This window comes from Nocardiopsis sp. CNZ308, assembly GCF_004217075.1.
Genome location: NZ_SHKJ01000001.1, coordinates 4,683,227 through 4,698,891, shown reverse-complemented (window position 1 = coordinate 4,698,891; position 15,665 = coordinate 4,683,227). Strand labels below are relative to the sequence as shown.

Below are 15,665 nucleotides of genomic sequence, written 5' to 3'. Positions count from 1 at the left end.
GCCCGGAGGGACGGTGGCCGCGACTCGCGGCGGTGTCCCTGCTAGACGACGAGGCTGATGCCCACGACGATGACCAGCGAGACCACCGAGGCCAGTGAGGTCACGAAGGTCAGCGCCTTGAGCGTGCCCCGGGTGGTCACACCGAGCAGCGACTGGAACATCCAGAAGAAGTTGCTGTTCACGTGGAGCGCGAACAGGGCGCCCGCGCCGATGGACAGCCCCAGGACCGCGGGCGGCAGGTCCAGGCTGCCCATGATCGGGGCGAGGATGCCCGCGGCCGCGATGGCGGCGACGGAGATCGAGCCGATGGCCACGTGCAGCACGGCCGCCACCAGCCAGGCCAGCAGCACCGCGACGAGCGCCGGTGTGCCCGCATCGGCGGAGAACAGGCCGCCCAGGACCCCTTCCAGCGCCGTCTCGCCGATCACCGCGCCCAGCGAACCGCCCACGCCGGTGACCAGCAGGATCTGCCCGGTGGTGTTGAGTCCCTCGCCCAGCGCGTCGTTGGTGCGCGCGTTGCCCAGCACGCCCCGCGACAGCAGGTAGGCGCCGACCAGGCCGACGAAGAGCGCCAGCACCGGGTCGCCGAAGAAGGCGACCACGGGAGAGGTCACGCCCGCGGCCTCGGCGATCGCCCCGGCGGCGATCATGACCAGCGGGACGAGGATGGGCAGCAGGGAGACGTAGAGCGGCGGGGTCCGCGGCGCCGTCTCGGCGACCTTCGCCGTGCCGTCGTCGCCGGCTCCGTCGCTGACGCCGCCGCTGCCGCTGCCGCCGGGCGCGGCGCCCACGGGCTGCGCGGCACCGGCGGGCTCGTGGGCGCCGACCGCCACCGGGGCGGTCTCGTCCTTGTCCGGGTTCCAGAACCCGAACCTCAGCAGGACGCCGTAGAGGAACACGGTGAGCACCGCCGTGGCCAGCCCGACACCGAAGCCGTAGAGCAGCATCGTGCCGAGCGGGACGCCCAGCAGACCGGCGATCGACACGGTTCCCAGACCGGGGATCACGAACACGTAGCCGACGAGGATGCCGGTGCTGAGCGCGCCGCCCATCATGCCGACGCCGTTGCGGCCCAGGCCGGGCGCGGCGGAGCGGGCCAGCGGGGCGGCGAGCACGAGCTGCACGTCCACGTAGATGGACGGGAAGACCGTGCTCAGCACGGAGGCGAGCGCGTAGGGGAGCCGTCTGGGACCGAGCAGTCTCAGCAGCAGCTCCACCAGTTTCTGCAGGGCGCCCATGCGGAACAGCAGCGACCCCAACAGGACGCCGAATCCGATGAGCAGCCCGACTTCGGTCATGATGTCGCCGAAGCCCTGGGCGATGGTCGAGATGGTGTTCTCGAACCCCAGCCCGGCCGCGAGTCCCAGGTAGATCGACCCGATCACGAGTGCGATCACCGGCTCGACGCGGGCGGCCAGGATCAGCAGCACCACGCCGATGATCGCTATCGCCGTGTGCGCCACGACCAAGGTGTCAGTCATCTGGCTCTTTTCCGTTCAGACCTGATGGGGGGCGGTGTCAGGCTCCGTGTCACTGAGGCGGACCGCGACCGGTCCGGTCTCTCCACCGCCTGAAGCCGCGCGGAAGCGCGGCCGCCTTGGCGGAAACGCTCGCACATCCGCGGTGGAGCGGCGTGAGCGGGTCCGCCCCGGGGTGCTCCAGAGCCGTATCGCAGGCACGCCCTCCCGTGGAGCGACGAAAACGGCGCTGCGCCGCGTGGCTGCGGATGGACGCGTCGCCCTGTGGTCCGCGCCACAGACCCGACCATGCAACACGAAGTCGGTACCGCCGGGTAGGGGCCCGTCTCCATGGGGCTCATAAGCAGCGCTTATACCGGCGCGAACGCCCCGGACGGCGGGCTGTGCCGATGACTTCGCAACGGGCCGCGGCGGTGCTCCGCGCGGCCGGGGGCAGCCGGTGGCAGGCCGGTCAACGGCACGGGCGCTCGACGGCGCGGACTGACGGCCCACACGCCCCGGTCGCAGCCCCGCTTCCACCCCACCGGGAACGCGGAAAGGGGCCCACCTTCCGGTGGACCCCTCGCTGACCTGCTATTCCTCTGTCGGGACGGCGGGATTTGAACCCACGACCCCTTGACCCCCAGTCAAGTGCGCTGCCAAACTGCGCTACGTCCCGTCCGCTGCGCGAACGCCGTTCCCGGCGCCGCCAACAGGTGAAACTGTATCGCATCCGGCAGGGCTCTCGAACCGGATACCGGGCCGCGGACGCCGAACGCGAAGGGCCCGCTCAGGGCACCAGCCCCTCGACGAGGGACTCCTCGTCCTCGCCCGTGTGCACGACGACCGCTCCGGGGACCGCGAGCACGTCGACCAGCACCTGGCCCTCGGGGGCGATCCACCGCGCGGTGTCCCGGGACACCGACTCGCCGAAGGGCGCGACCGCCACCTCGACCGACCTCTCCTCGCCCCAGGCGGTGGCCGGGACGCGCGGGATGACCACGGCGTCCTCCAGCGCGACCACGTTCGCCATGCTGGCGAGCCCGCTGAGGAGGTCGCCCGGGTCGGCCGTCGCGGTGATCTCGCCGGAGGCGTCCACGCGGTGGAGCAGCGAACCGTCGCGCAGGTCCTCGTGGAGCACGCCGCCCGCGGTGTCGGCCCTTACCACGCTCTCCCCTCCGTAGTCCTCGTCCCTGCCCCAGTCCTCGTCCGCCACGAGTTCGGGAAGGCGGTCGATCCGCTCCCCGGTGGCCGCGTCGAGCACGCGCAGGGCCGGATCGGCGTCGTACTGCTCCAGCACGACCACCGGGTCACCCTCTCCGGCCGGGTGACCGCCTCCGACCGGTTCGGGTGCCGTCTCCCCCGGTTCGGTGACCCAGGTGTGGCGCCAAGCCTCCTCCCCGGTGGTGAGGTCCACCGCCGTGACCGCGACCTCCACCCGGTTCTCGCCCGAGAAGAGGTCGAAGAAGCTCTCGTAGTCCGAATAGTCCCCCAGCCCGCTCTGCCGCTCGGGGGCGCACCCGTGCAGGGTGACCAGGAGGTCGCCGTACCGCAGGGGGTCCTCGTGGCGGCAGGCCCGGCCGTCGTCGGCCTCCGCCAGCGTGCGCGACCACAGCTCCTCTCCGCCGTCCAGCGACCTCGCGCTCAACGCGAGCGAGCCGCCGGGCCCCGTCCGGACGAGTCCGACCCGGGCCTCGGGGGTCATCGCGACGAGACCGCCCCACCCGTCCTGCTGGAGCGCGGTGTGTTCGCCGGTGACCTCACCGGTCGCGATGTCGAGCACCGCCGTGGTCCGCTCCACCGGCTCCCCGTCCGCGCCGGGTTCGGCGCCCTCGGGAACACCGCCGCGGACGTAGCGCACGTACACGTGCGCGTCGTCGGCCCACACGCTCCGGCCGTGGTCGCGCGGGCGCCGGAAGGACCACCGCTCCTCGCCGGTCTCACCGTCCAGGGAGACCGCGCCGTCGCCGAGCAGGACCAGGGGCCCGTGGGTGCCCGCGCGGACCTCCTCGATCCGCGCGCCCATCGGGGGCGCCCAGCTCCACCCCACCCGGCTGACCGTCTCCGGCACCGGTGGCGGGTCGCCGCCCTCCGCTGCGGTGGTGTGCGGTTCCCGGGGGAAGGCGGTCACGCCCACCAGCACGCTGACCAGTACGACGGTGAGGACGCCCGCCGCGGCGAAGGGCAGTGAGCGGCGCAGTGGCGCGGGACTCTGCGGCCGCACCGACGCCAGCATCAACAGGCACCCCAGCACGACCGCGCAGACGACGAGCCACATGGCCGCCGCCGCGGGCGAGGGGTCGTAGTGCCAGGCCGTCTCCGCGGTGGCCGGGAAGGAGTCGCGCGGGAAGCCCGCGACGGCCGGGTACACGCCGCCGAGGGCGGCCAGGGCGAGCCAGACCGCGTACGCCCGGCCCTCGGGATCGTCGTCGAGGCGGCGGGAACGCGTCAGGTTCCAGCGGATCCCGTAGAACAGGGCCAGTCCGGCGACGGCCGCCCCTGGGATCCACCAGCCGCCGGTCTCCTCCAGCAGGCCGTCCTCGTACCTTCCCCAGCCGCGGGTCACCGTGGCGGCCGCCAGGAGCAGGGCGCCCGCGAGCAGCCCCGCCCCGGACCACGCCAAGGCGCTCCTCATGTGTCGGCGCCGCTCCGGCTCCCCTGCCCCGTCCACTGCTCTCCCCGGCTCCGGGGCCGCGCCGGAGACGGCGGCGCCGTGTCCGCACGGCCGCACCGTCGGTCATGTCCGCGGACAACCTAGCAGCGGACGGGATCCGGACGGCGGGGCGCCCGGTGCCCGCCCGGTTCCAGAGGTCCGGTCGCAACCCGTGCGCACAGGCGCGAGACCCCGCACGCGGTCGCGATCCGCTCGCGGCGTCGGGCGCGGCCGGGTCAGGGACGGGGCCCGGCCGGGTCACTGGCCGCTGGGCCAGGTCCCCTCCTCGCCCGAGTCCTCCTCGACCTCGTGCAGGGGCGTGAGCGCGCGGGTGCGGTCGACGAACACGAAGGCGTCGTAGCGCTCCCCCAGCACGGTCGGCACGTAGTTGCGCAGCCCGTCGCGTCCGGGGTGGTAGATGACGCCGACGGCGCGGTGCGGCAGGACCTCTCCCGCGAACGGATCGACCGCCCCGTCGCCGGTCAGGAGCAGCAGGCCCGTCTCCCCCTCGAACGACTGGTGCAGCAGCGCCTCCACGCTCCCGTGGCGCGCCGCGGGCACCGGCATCGGTTCGGGGGTCCCTCCCCAGGCCCGGGCCGCCATGACCCGGCCCTCGTAGGTGCCGAAGCCGACGAGGACCACGCCCTCGTCGCCGTGGCGCTCGCGCACCAGCTGCCCCACGTTGACCATGCCCGAGGCGGCCATGTCGGTGGCGCGCGCGTCGCCGACATGGGTGTTGTGCTCCCACACCACGGCCTTGGCTCCGGGCCCGTGGTACTCCATGAGCCGGTCGAGCGTGTCGGCCATGTGGCGGTCGCGGACGTTCCACGACTCGGGGCCGCCGCGCACCAGCGCCCGGTAGTACTGCTCGGCGTCCGCGAGCACCTCGGCGTTCTGGCGCGCGGCGAACTCGGCCAGGTCCTCGGCGGAGGAGGCCTCCCCCGCCCGCTCGCGCAGTCCGGCCAGCAGGCGCACGACCTCCGCCTCGCAGCTCTCGGGCACCAGCCGCGTCGCGCGGGCGTAGGCCTGGGGGTCCTCCCCGTAGGGCTGGAAGCAGCGGTAGGCGTTCAGCGCCGGTTCCACCTGCTCGGGCATGTTCTCGCGCAGCCACCCCAGCACCGCGTACAGCGACTCCCACAGGCTGTAGACGTCCAGGCCGAAGAATCCGGCGCGCCGCTCCGGCGCGCGTCCCAGGTTGTGTTCGCGCAGCCACCGGGCGAACTCCAGCACCTCGGTGTTGGCCCACATCCACTGCGGCCACCTGCGGAAGCCCTCCAGGATCTGCCTGGGGTCCTCGGGCGCCCCCGGCGCGCCCACGACGCCGCAGTGCAGCTGCTGGAAGTCGGGCCAGTCGCCCTCCACCGCGACGAAGGAGAAGCCCGCCTCGTCGATCAGCCGCCGGGTCAGTTCCGCCCGCCAGCGGTAGAACTCGGCGGTGCCGTGCGAGGCCTCGCCCAGCAGCACGTAGCGCGCGTCGCCGATCCGCTCCAGGAGCGGGTCCAGCGACCTCGGGCCGGACAACCGCAGGAGGGCGTCCGGGCCGGTCCCGGGGCTCATCGCTCCGCCTCGCCCAGGATGCCCGCGAACCAGCCGGAGGCGGCGTCGGCCACCTCCTCCAGCGCCCCCGGTTCCTCGAACAGGTGGGTGGCGCGGGGGACGACGTGGATCCGGTGCGGGGCGCTGAGCCGGTCGGCCGCGTCCTCGTTGAGCCGCAGGACCTCGGTGTCCGCGCCGCCGACGATGAGCAGTGTGGGGGCGCGCACGACCTGGAGCGCCTCGGTGCCCGCGAGGTCGGGGCGGCCGCCGCGCGAGACCACCGCGGCGACCAGGTCGGGGCGCTCGGCCGCGGTCCTCAGCGCGGCGGCGGCGCCGGTGCTGGCGCCGAACAGGCCGATGGGCGTCCCCGCGGTGTCCTCGTGTCCGGCCAGCCAGTCCACGGTGCCGGTGAGCCGCCGGGTGAGCAGGTCGATGTCGAAGCGCTGCCGCCCGGTCGCGCTGTCGGCGCGCTCCTCCTCCGGGGTGAGCAGGTCCAGCAGGAGCGTGGCGACCCCGACCCGGTTGAGCTCCTCGGCGACGGCCCGGTTGCGCGGGCTGTGGCGTGAGCTTCCGCTGCCGTGCGCGAAGGCCACGACCGCGGTCGCCCCGGGGAACACGGCCAGCCGCCCGTCGAGTAGCGCGTCCGTCGTGCGTATCGTCACGTCGACGGCGGTCATGGTCCTCTCCCTTCGTGGGGGCCGGGCTCCCGTGCGGCGCGCCGACCCGGTGTCGTCCGCCGCGTGCGCGGCGGCCGGTGACGGTCAGGGACGGCCGGGAGGGCCGCCTCCGGGACCGCCGGAGCCGTGGGAGCCGCCGGGACCGCCGGAGCCGTGGGAGCCGCCGGGGCCCGCGGAGTCGCCGGGGCTAGGGCCACCGGGGCCGGGGCCGTCGGGGTCACTGGAGCTGCCGGGGCCTCGGGGAAGCCTCACCAGCAGGCCGCGCACCTCGTCATCGGTGACCTGGGGAAACCTCGCGTACCAGAGGCTGACCGCGCCGAAGTCCGGCGGCGTCTCCAGGCAGACGACCCGGTCGCAGACGTCGGAGAGCGCGCGGACGGCTTCGGGCGCGCCCACGGGGACGGCCAGCGTCAGGGACGCGGGGCGCCGGGCGAGCACCGAGGTCAGCGCCGCCCGGGCGCTCATCCCGGTGGCCAGGCCGTCGTCGACCACCACGACGTCGTATCCGGTGACCTCGGGCTCGGGGTCCTCCCCGCGGTAGGCCAGCAGCCTGCGCCGCGCCTCGACCCGCTGGGCCCCGACCATCTCGGCCAGGCGCCCCTCGGGGATGCCCAGCAGGTCCAGCGCCCTCTGGTCGAACAGCGCGGGGCCCTCTGCGGTGGTCGCCCCGATCGCCGTCTCCGGGCTGCCGGGGGCGGGGATCTTGCGCGCGACCACGATGTCCAGCGGCACGCCGAGCGCGTCGGCGACGGGCCTGGCCACGGGGACACCGCCCCGGGGCAGGGCCAGCACGCGCGGGCGCGGTCCCGCCCGCTCCGCCACCGCGCGGGCGAGCCGCTCGCCCGCCTCCCGCCGGTCCCGAAACACGTGTGCCACCTCACCCGGTCGCGTCGTCTGGATCCCGTGGCGCGACGGCCCGCGTCCGCGCGGTTCGGCGGCGCGCGGGCCGTGTGGTGAGCGCTACCCCGGCGCCTGCGGCGCACACATGACGCGGACCGGGCTCGCGCTACCCGCCCAGGGTGCCGTCGAGGCGCTCGACCACGCAGAACTCGTTGCCCTCGGGGTCGGCCAGGACCACCAGCAGGTGGCCGTCCTCCTCGTAGGCCGGGCGCAGCACCTCCGCGCCCAGCGCACGCAGCCGCTCGACCTCCGCGTCCAGGTCGTGGACGACCAGGTCCGGGTGCATCCGGTTCTTGCCGGAGCGGGGCTCGGGCACCTTCTGGAGGACCAGGTCGGGCCAGCGCCCGTCCGGGTCCTTCAGCGCGAGGTAGACCGGGTGCTGGCCCTCCTCGCGCTCGAAGCCCAGAGCGGCGCACCAGAAGTCGGCGGCGGCATGGAGGTCGTTGGTGTCGAGTACCCAGACCAGGCGCACGTGGCGCTCCCCTCGGTAGGCCCTGCGGTCCGCGGCCGCGGACCGCAGGGCCACCCTACGACGCGGGCCCGCGGCTCCGGGAGACCCCGCGACCGGTGCGGGCGGGCGGAGCGGTCCTCGCGTCCGTCCGCCTGGGGGCTCGGGCCGCGGGGGTCAGGACGCGGTTCCCGGGACGAGCAGGCCCTCGGCCTCCAGGTCCGCCCACAGGTCCTCGGGGACCGGGGCCGCCAGGAGGCGGGCGTCGTGCGTGATCTCCCCGGCCGAGCGGGCACCCACCAGGACCCCGGCCACCGCCGGGTGGCGCGCGCAGAAGGCCATCGCCGCCTGGGGCAGGCTGACCCCGTGGCGGCGGGCCACCGCGGCGATCCGCAGCGCCCGGTCGCGCAGCGGCCCGGGAGCGGCCGCGTAGTCGTAGGTGGCGTCGGCGGAGGGCTCGTCCACGGCCAGGATCCCGCTGTTGAACACCCCGGCCGCGATCACCGACACCCCCGCGCGCAGGCAGGCCGGGAGCATCGTGGCCGCCGCCCCCTGGTCCAGCAGCGTGTACCTGCCCGCGAGCAGCACGGCGTCCACGTCGGTCTCCACGGCGAAGCGCTCCAGCATGCGCGCCTGGTTCATGCCCGCGCCGATCGCGCCGACCACGCCCTGGTCGCGCAGCTCGTGCAGGGCCGGGTAGGCCTCGCCGACCGCCTGCTCCCAGTGGTGGTCGGGGTCGTGCAGGAGCACCACGTCCACCCGGTCCAGGCCGAGCCGCTCCAGGCTCCGCTCCAGGGAGCGGCGCACCCCGTCGGCGCTGAAGTCCCACCGCCGCCCGTACGCGGCGGGAACGGCGAAGCCCTGGTCGTCCAGCCGCCCGGCGCGGTGCGGGGTGGGCTCCAGCAGGCGGCCGACCTTGGTCGAGACCGTGTACTGCTCGCGGGGCAGACCGGCCAGGGCGCGGCCCAGGCGGCGCTCGGCCAGGCCCAGGCCGTAGTGGGGAGCGGTGTCGAAGTAGCGCACGCCCGCCTCCCACGCCGCCAGGACCGTCGCGGCCGCGTCCTCCTCGTCCACCTCCCGGTAGCCGCCGTTGCCGAGCGGGGCGGTGCCCAGCCCGAGGGGGCTGAGCTCGACCGGGGACCCGCCCAGCCGGACCCGCGTACCGGGACTGTGTTCCATCGCCTGTCTCTCCCTCTGCGCTGGTGGACGGTGCCGGTCGGATGCCCGGTCCCGTGGAGGGGGCCGCTCCGGACGGCGTCCGGCGGGCGCGGTCCCAGCGCCCGCGCCCCTGGCCTACCACTTCCACGGCCCCGAACGGCACCCCGGTTCCGTCCCCGGTTTTTTGTGACGATCAGTCCATAAACTGGTACCGTCTGGAGCATGGGAAGACCACGCCAGTTCGACGAGGAGCACGTGATCCGGGCCGCCTACGAAGAGTTCCGGGCCAAGGGCTTCGACGGGACCTCCACGGCCGACCTGTGCCAGGCGACCGGACTGACCCGCAGCAGTCTCTACAACACCTTCCACTCCAAGGAGCACCTGTTCCGCCGGGCGCTCTCCCACTACGTCACCACCATGACCGCTCGCCAGGGAACCGTGCTGGACTCCGCCGAGGGCAGCGGACTGGACCGGATCGGGGCGCTGCTCGCCGTGATCGTGGCCGACGAGGCGGCCAACAGGGAGAGCGGCCGCGGAGCAGGCTGCTTCACCGTCAACACCATCACCACGATCGCCTCGCGCAATCCGGAAGTCGCCCAGGTGGTGGAGGCCGACCTGCGCAAACGCCTGTCCTCACTGCGTCTGACCGTCATGGACGGCCAGCTCGACGGCTCGGTCGCCGCCGACCGCGACCCCGGCGACCTGGCCTGGTACGTGGTCTCTCTCATCTCCGGGATGAGGGTCGCGGCCCAGTCGGGCGCCGGGCGCACGGTGCTGGAGGGCATCGCCTCCACCGGCATCGAGGCGCTCCGCCCCTGACCCGCGCCGCTCCCGCCCCTCCCACTCCTCCCTCCGCCCCCGGACCCGATCCCCCGACCCGACCACCCCCGACCCCGTTCGCCCGCGCGGCCCCTCCGTCTCCGCGCCGGTGCCGCCGCGCTGTCCGCCGCACATCTCCTCTTCTGCCTCTCCGTACGTCCTTTTTTTGGTCTGAACAATACAAAACTTGGAAGGGAACCTCCCATGCCCAAGTCCGTCTACCTCATGGCGCTCGGCATCTTCGCCATGGTCACCAGCGAGCTGCTCGTCGGTGGACTCATGCCGCAGATGTCCGAGGACCTGGGGGCCACCATCCCGCAGATCGGCTACCTCATCACCGCGTTCGCACTGGCGATGGCGCTCGGCGGTCCGCTGGCGACCCTGTCGGTGCTCCGGCTGCGCACGAACCACGCCCTGATGGTGCTCTTCGCCATCTTCTTCGTCGGCAACGCGCTGGCCGCCCTCTCCACTTCCTACTGGCCCATGCTCGTGGCCCGCGTGATCACCGGAGCGGCCGCCGGAGCCTTCTTCGGCGTCGCCCTGTCGGCGGTCGCGCAGGTCACCGCGCCGCACCTGCGCGGGCGCGCCACCGGTGTGGCCCTCCAGGGCCTCATGGTGGGCACCCTGCTCGGCCTGCCGCTGTCCACGCTCATCGGCGGCCAGTTCGGCTGGCGCGCCGCCTTCGCCGCCGTCGGCGTACTGACCGTGGTCGTGGCCGTGGCCACCATGCTCGCGCTGCCGCGCCTGGAGAAGGCCGAGGAGGCCGGAGCCCTGCGCTCCGAGCTGGAGGTGTTCCGCCGCCCGCGCCTGTGGACGGTCATGGCCACCTCCACGCTCATCATCGGCGCCACCTTCGCGGCGTTCTCCTACTTCACGCCGATCCTCACCGAGGTCACCGGGTTCTCCCGCGACATCGTGCCGCTGCTGCTCCTGGGCTACGGCGGGGCGACGGTCATCGGCAACATCGTGGTCGGCCGCCTGGCCATGTCCCACACCGTGACCGTCATCGTGGCCGGTCTGGCGCTCAACACGGTCTTCCTGGGCGTCTTCGCCCTCTTCGCGGACCTGCCGGTCCCCGCCCTGCTGGCGATGGCGGGCATCGGCCTGGTGGGCATCACGCTGAACCCCGCGATGATCACCCGCGTCCAGCGCGCCGGGAACCCGCGCGCCCTGGTCAACACCGTCCACTCCTCGTTCATCACCATGGGCGTGGTCGTCGGCTCCTGGGTCGGCGGCATGGGCATCGACGCCTTCGGCCTGCGCGCACCGCTGTGGGTCGGCGTCGGCCTGGCCCTGCTCGCGCTGCTGGCCATGGTGCCCGCGGCCCTGACCGCGCGCAGGGTGGGCCACGAGGCCACCGACCTGTACGTGCCGCCCCCGGCCGCGCCGCGGCCGGTCGAGGAGGACCGGGCCGCCCACCCCACGGACGCCTGAGCCCGACCGGGCGCCCCGACCCGGCACGGCCTTCCCCGCTCCCCGCAGACCGCCCCACCGGGGAGCGGGGCACACACCCTCTTCAATGCCTTGACAGTTATATAACTGAGAAGGCATATTCGGTGTATGCCCGATCTGTTCGCCGTCCTGGCCGAGCCCAGCAGGCGCCGCATCCTGGACGCGCTGCGCCGCAGCGAGGGCCTGCTCGTCAAGGACCTGGTCGCCGGACTGGACATGAGCCAGCCCAACGTCTCCAAGCACCTGCGCGTGCTGCGCACCGCCGGGCTGGTCTCCGAGACCGCCGAGCGGCAGGGGCGGCGCTACCGCCTGCGGGCCGAGGCGCTGCGCGACCTGGACGACTGGCTGCGCCCCTACCGGGCGTTCTGGACGGACCGGCTGGACGAACTGGGCGACTACCTGGACTCCACGCACCCACAGGAGGGGCAGCAGCCATGAGCACCGAGGTCCGCGTCGACGCGAGCACGCCCGGCGCACCCGTACTGCACTTCACCCGCCGCTACCCGCACCCGCTGCCGGCGGTGTGGGCCGCACTGACCACCGACGAGGCGCTCAGCCGGTGGTTCCCGTGCCGGGTGGCGATCGACGCGCGCGAGGGCGGCGCCCTCACGCTCACCTTCCCCGGCGAGGAACCGCGGACCGCGCCGATCACCGAGTTCGCGCCGCCGCACGTCCTGGCCTTCCGCTGGGACGGCGAGGACCTGCGCTGGACCCTGGAGGAGGACGGCGACGGGTGCGTGCTGCGCCTGTCCAACACCGTCGCCGACCCTGCCTGGACGGCCGACACCGCGGCCGGGTGGGACGTGTGCCTGCGCACGCTCGCCGCCGTGCTGGACGGACGCGCGGAGCGGACGCAGGCCGGTCCCGACGAGGCGCTGATCGCGCACTACCGCCAGACCCTGGCCACCGACTGACGCACCGTGGTCTCGCGCCTCGCGGCGGAGTCGGACGGTCGCGACCAGCCACGGGTACGAGACCACCGAGGCCAGGGCCCCTCGGGGAACACCTGTGGCGCTTCCGGTCAGCCCGCCGGGGTGCCCGCCTCAGGAGGAGCGCGTGAGGAGGACGGGGCGGGGGCTGGCCGCGAGGATCCGCGAGCTGACGCCGCCCAGGACGAGCTTGGGAATCCCCACCCGGGCGCGGCTGGCGAGCACCGCCAGGGCACCGGGGCGGCGGTGGAGCAGCCCGGTGATGTCGCCCGCCGGATCGGTGCCGGTCAGCACGGTCGTCCGCACCGCCAGGCCGTCCGCCTCCAGCCTCCGGGCGGCCCCCGACAGCCGCGCCTCGGCCACGGCCGCCCCGCCGGGCGAGGCCACGTGCACCAGCTCCACCTCCAGCCCGAACTGGCGGGCCCACCCCTGTCCCAGGGCGAGGGTGTCGGCGTCGCGGGAACCGCCGTCCAGGCACACGAGGGCGCGGCCACCGGCCCCGCCTCCCTCGTCACACAGGTACCCGGGACCTATCATGAGCACCGGGGCGGCGGCCCGGCGCAGCACGTGTCCGGTGACGCTGCCCGCCACCAGGCGTGAGAACCGGTCCCGGTCGTGGGTGGCCATGCACACGACCGTTCCGGGCTGCTCGGCGACCGCGTCGACGATCACGTCCCCCGGCCAGCCGGAGCCGACCATGGACACCTCGACGCGGTCGTAGTCCAGGCCCGCGGCGACCGCGTCGACGTCCTCGGCCCACGCGCGGTTCACTCGGTCGCGCACGGTCAGCAGTTCCAGGGGGACCCGCAGGACGCGGGCGGCGCGCAGCGCGGGGCCCAGGGCGGCCGCCGCACCGGCGGTGCCGTCCAGGGGCACCAGGAACCGGGTGATGGCGCGGGCGGGGGCCCGTGCGGTGCCGTCCTCATCACCGGCGGCCATCGGCACTCCCCCCTCCACCGCGTCCCAGAGCCGACGACGGGGGGACCATGACAGTGCACCTGCCCGCCGACGGGTGGATCCTGGCGGCCGGACTCCTGCTGGTGGCGGCGATCCTGGCCTCGGGCTTCGCCAACCGCATCCGGCTGCCCGGCCTGCTGCTGTTCCTGGCGCTGGGCATGTTCATCGCCGACGACGGGCTCGGACTGATCCGCCTGGACGACCCCGAGATCGCCCAGATCGGCGGGGCCGTCGGACTGATCCTCATCCTCTTCGAGGGCGGCCTGACGACCAAGCCCGGGGACCTGCGGCGCGCCGCCGCGCCCGGGTTCGCGCTGGCCACGGTGGCGGTGGCGGGCACGGCGCTGATCCTGGCGGCGGGCACGTACCTGCTGCTGGACGTGCGCCCCCTGACCGCCCTGCTCATCGGCGCGGTCGCGGCCTCCACCGACGCCGCGGCGGTGTTCGCCATGCTACGGAGGGCCCCGCTGCCCCGCAAGGTCGCCTCCCTGCTGGAGGTGGAGTCCGGCGCCAACGACCCCATCGCCATCCTGCTCACCATCGGCCTCATCGCCACCTGGCAGGACACGCCGTCACCGGCCGAGTGGGCGCTGTTCGCCCTCATGCAGCTGGTCGGGGGCCTGGTCGTGGGCGCCGTGGCGGGGCTGGCCGGAAGCTGGCTGCTGACCCGCGTCAACCTGGGACCGGCGGGGGTCTACCCGGTGCTGGCGCTGGGAGTGGCCGGGGTCTCCTACGGCGCCGCGGCCCTGGCGGGCGCCTCGGGCTTCCTGGCGGTCTACGTCACCGGGCTGGTCGTGGGCGCCCGCGCGCCCCTGCACCGGCGGGGCATCCGGACCTTCCACGAGGGGCTGTCCAGCACCGCCGAGGTCGGGCTGTTCCTGCTGCTGGGGATGCTGGTCTTCCCCTCCGACCTGCCGGGGGTGGCGCTCTCGGGGCTGGCCGTCAGCGCCGTCCTGGTGCTGGTCGCCCGACCGGTGACGGTGGCGCTGTGCCTGGTGTGGTTCGACTACACGTGGCGGGAGACCGCCTTCGTCAGCTGGGCCGGTCTGCGCGGGGCCGTGCCGATCGTGCTGGCCACGTTCCCCTTCGTGGCCGGATACCCCGACGGAGCCCTGATCTTCAACGTCGTCTTCTTCGTCGTGCTGGTCTCCGCGGCGGTGCAGGGCACCAGCATCCGCACCGCCGCGGGCCTGCTGGGGCTGACCCGGGGCGGGCACTCGCTCGAACCCGTGGTGGCGGACGTGCCCATCAGCGACCTGGGCACCGAGCTGATCGAGGTGCGCGCGGCGCCGGGGCTCCACATCGTGGGCAGGCGGCTCGGGGAGCTGGAACCGCCGCACGGCCTGGTCACCACGATCCTGCGGGGCAAGCGGGTGCTGGTGCCCTCGGCGCACACACGGATCCGGGAGAACGACCTGCTCATCGTGGCCATGCCGCGACGCCCCGACGCCCAGAGGCTGGTCACCGCCTGGGCCAAGGGCGAGAGCGCGGGCGGGGCCTGACACGGGCCGCCGGGCGGGACCCCGCCGTCCGCGACCGCTCATCACCCGGGCCGGGCGCCGCCCCCGCCGTCCGCCCGCGGACGGGGCCCTCCGTCCACGGCCGCTCCCCGGTCGGCCCCTCAGGCGGGCGCCTGTCCGGTGGAGGCGCGGATGACCAGGTGCGAGGGGAGCATGACCCGCCGTTCGGGCGCGCGGGCGGTGGAGCGCGACCGGTTCTCCAGCAGCAGCTCCACGGCCGAGCGGCCCGCCTTGTCCTGGGGCCCGGCCAGGGTGGTGAGCGGGGGCACGCAGAAGTCGGCCCCGAAGATGTCGTCGTAGCCCACGACGCTGATCCGCTCCGGCACGTGCACGCCCCGCTCGGCCAGGCGGCGCAGGACCCCGATCGCCAGCAGGTCGTTGTGCGCCACCACGGCGGTGGCCCCGGTGACCAGCACGGCGTCGGCCGCGGCGCCGCCCCCGACCAGGCGGGGCGGGAAGGGGCCCAGGCGCACGGCGCGGATCCCGTGCAGCTCGGCGCCCTCGCGCAGCGCCTCCCAGCGCTCCCCCGCCAGCCAGGACTGGTGCGGCCCCGACAGGTAGACCAGCGACCGGTGGCCCAGCGAGGCCAGGTGCTCCACGATCTGGCGGCTGCCGACCCGGGTGTCGACCACGGCGCTGGGCAGGCCCCGCACCTCGCGGTTGACCAGGGCCAGGTTGTGCTCCCCCGCCAGCTCCAGGATGCCCTCGTCGGACATGCGGCTGGCGGCGAGGATGAACCCGTCCACCGAGCGCGCCAGGTGCTCGATCTTGGTGCGCTCGTTGTCGGCCGACTCCTCGGTGTCGCTGAGGATGAAGGTGATCCCGGCCGCGGAGGCGCGGCGCTCGGCGCCCCGGATGGTGCCGAAGAAGTGGGGGTTGGTGATGTCGGGCACCAGCATCGCCACGGTCGCGGTCCGCCCCGACTGGAGCGCGGTGGCCAGGGGGCTGGGCCGGTAGCCGAGGCGTTCGGCGACCCGCAGGACGTGCTCGCGCGTGGCGGCGTTGACGCGGCGCGGGTTGCGCAGGGCCCGCGAGACGGTCGAGGCGGCCACACCCGCCTCCCGGGCCACGTCGTAGATGGTGGTGCGCTTCGGTGAGCTCATGGGGGACCTTCTACGCGTTGTGACAACTTTTGGCAATCGCTTGCCATCGTTCGGAC

Annotated in this window: 14 protein-coding genes and 1 tRNA gene; 5 read left to right on the top strand and 10 right to left on the bottom strand. The window is 74.4% G+C overall.

Annotated elements, in window-relative coordinates; genetic code table 11:
• Positions 1 to 41 precede the first annotated feature (41 nt).
• The 8 genes from EV372_RS20280 to EV372_RS20245 all read right to left on the bottom strand — a co-directional run bounded on the left by EV372_RS20280 (position 42) and on the right by EV372_RS20245 (position 8,850).
• Positions 42 to 1,481, bottom strand: coding sequence for a GntT/GntP/DsdX family permease (locus EV372_RS20280; RefSeq protein WP_130397282.1), 1,440 nt, complete (start codon positions 1,479 to 1,481; stop codon positions 42 to 44).
• Between the two features lie 581 nt (positions 1,482 to 2,062).
• Positions 2,063 to 2,136, bottom strand: a tRNA-Pro gene (locus EV372_RS20275).
• Between the two features lie 111 nt (positions 2,137 to 2,247).
• Entirely contained in the window at positions 2,248 to 4,080 is a 1,833-nt protein-coding gene (locus tag EV372_RS20270; protein ID WP_130397281.1) for an outer membrane protein assembly factor BamB family protein, read from the bottom strand.
• 288 nt (positions 4,081 to 4,368) lie between these two features.
• On the bottom strand, positions 4,369 to 5,667 hold the full coding sequence (locus tag EV372_RS20265; RefSeq protein WP_130397280.1) for an erythromycin esterase family protein: 1,299 nt from the start codon (positions 5,665 to 5,667) through the stop codon (positions 4,369 to 4,371).
• A complete protein-coding gene (locus EV372_RS20260) occupies positions 5,664 to 6,323 on the bottom strand; it encodes an alpha/beta family hydrolase (RefSeq protein WP_130397279.1) in 660 nt (219 codons plus the stop codon). Before EV372_RS20260 ends, EV372_RS20265 begins: the two co-directional genes overlap by 4 nt.
• Positions 6,324 to 6,407: 84 nt before the next feature.
• Positions 6,408 to 7,190 carry a phosphoribosyltransferase gene (locus EV372_RS20255; RefSeq protein ID WP_130397278.1) on the bottom strand — a complete coding sequence of 261 codons (783 nt, stop codon included), beginning with the start codon at positions 7,188 to 7,190 and terminating at the stop codon, positions 6,408 to 6,410.
• 139 nt (positions 7,191 to 7,329) lie between these two features.
• Positions 7,330 to 7,695, bottom strand: a complete 366-nt coding sequence (locus EV372_RS20250; protein WP_130399015.1) for a VOC family protein — start codon at positions 7,693 to 7,695, stop codon at positions 7,330 to 7,332.
• Positions 7,696 to 7,848: 153 nt separating this feature from the next.
• Positions 7,849 to 8,850 (bottom strand): aldo/keto reductase, encoded by a 1,002-nt coding sequence (locus tag EV372_RS20245; RefSeq protein ID WP_130397277.1) that lies wholly within the window; start codon positions 8,848 to 8,850, stop codon positions 7,849 to 7,851.
• Positions 8,851 to 9,051: 201 nt separating this feature from the next.
• Between EV372_RS20245 and EV372_RS20240 the strand changes: the two genes are divergently transcribed.
• The 4 genes from EV372_RS20240 to EV372_RS20225 all read left to right on the top strand — a co-directional run bounded on the left by EV372_RS20240 (position 9,052) and on the right by EV372_RS20225 (position 12,014).
• The gene (locus tag EV372_RS20240; RefSeq protein ID WP_130397276.1) at positions 9,052 to 9,648 is read left to right on the top strand and encodes a TetR/AcrR family transcriptional regulator; all 597 of its coding nucleotides are present in this window, start codon (positions 9,052 to 9,054) and stop codon (positions 9,646 to 9,648) included.
• Between the two features lie 204 nt (positions 9,649 to 9,852).
• Complete coding sequence (locus tag EV372_RS20235; protein ID WP_130397275.1) at positions 9,853 to 11,082, top strand: MFS transporter; 1,230 nt, start codon at positions 9,853 to 9,855, stop codon at positions 11,080 to 11,082.
• Between the two features lie 126 nt (positions 11,083 to 11,208).
• Complete coding sequence (locus EV372_RS20230; protein WP_130397274.1) at positions 11,209 to 11,538, top strand: ArsR/SmtB family transcription factor; 330 nt, start codon at positions 11,209 to 11,211, stop codon at positions 11,536 to 11,538.
• Positions 11,535 to 12,014, top strand: coding sequence for an SRPBCC family protein (locus tag EV372_RS20225; protein WP_130397273.1), 480 nt, complete (start codon positions 11,535 to 11,537; stop codon positions 12,012 to 12,014). The genes EV372_RS20230 and EV372_RS20225 overlap by 4 nt, the downstream gene beginning before the upstream one ends.
• Before the next feature lie 129 nt (positions 12,015 to 12,143).
• On the opposite strand, the gene EV372_RS20220 is transcribed toward EV372_RS20225, so the two are convergent.
• On the bottom strand, positions 12,144 to 12,968 hold the full coding sequence (locus tag EV372_RS20220) for a universal stress protein (protein ID WP_130397272.1): 825 nt from the start codon (positions 12,966 to 12,968) through the stop codon (positions 12,144 to 12,146).
• Between the two features lie 47 nt (positions 12,969 to 13,015).
• On the opposite strand from EV372_RS20220, the gene EV372_RS20215 reads away from it, so the two are divergent.
• Positions 13,016 to 14,488: a potassium/proton antiporter gene (locus EV372_RS20215; protein WP_197044284.1), complete on the top strand. Its 1,473-nt coding sequence runs from the start codon at positions 13,016 to 13,018 to the stop codon at positions 14,486 to 14,488.
• Between the two features lie 119 nt (positions 14,489 to 14,607).
• On the opposite strand, the gene EV372_RS20210 is transcribed toward EV372_RS20215, so the two are convergent.
• On the bottom strand, positions 14,608 to 15,609 hold the full coding sequence (locus EV372_RS20210; RefSeq protein ID WP_130397271.1) for a LacI family DNA-binding transcriptional regulator: 1,002 nt from the start codon (positions 15,607 to 15,609) through the stop codon (positions 14,608 to 14,610).
• Positions 15,610 to 15,665: the final 56 nt, after the last annotated feature.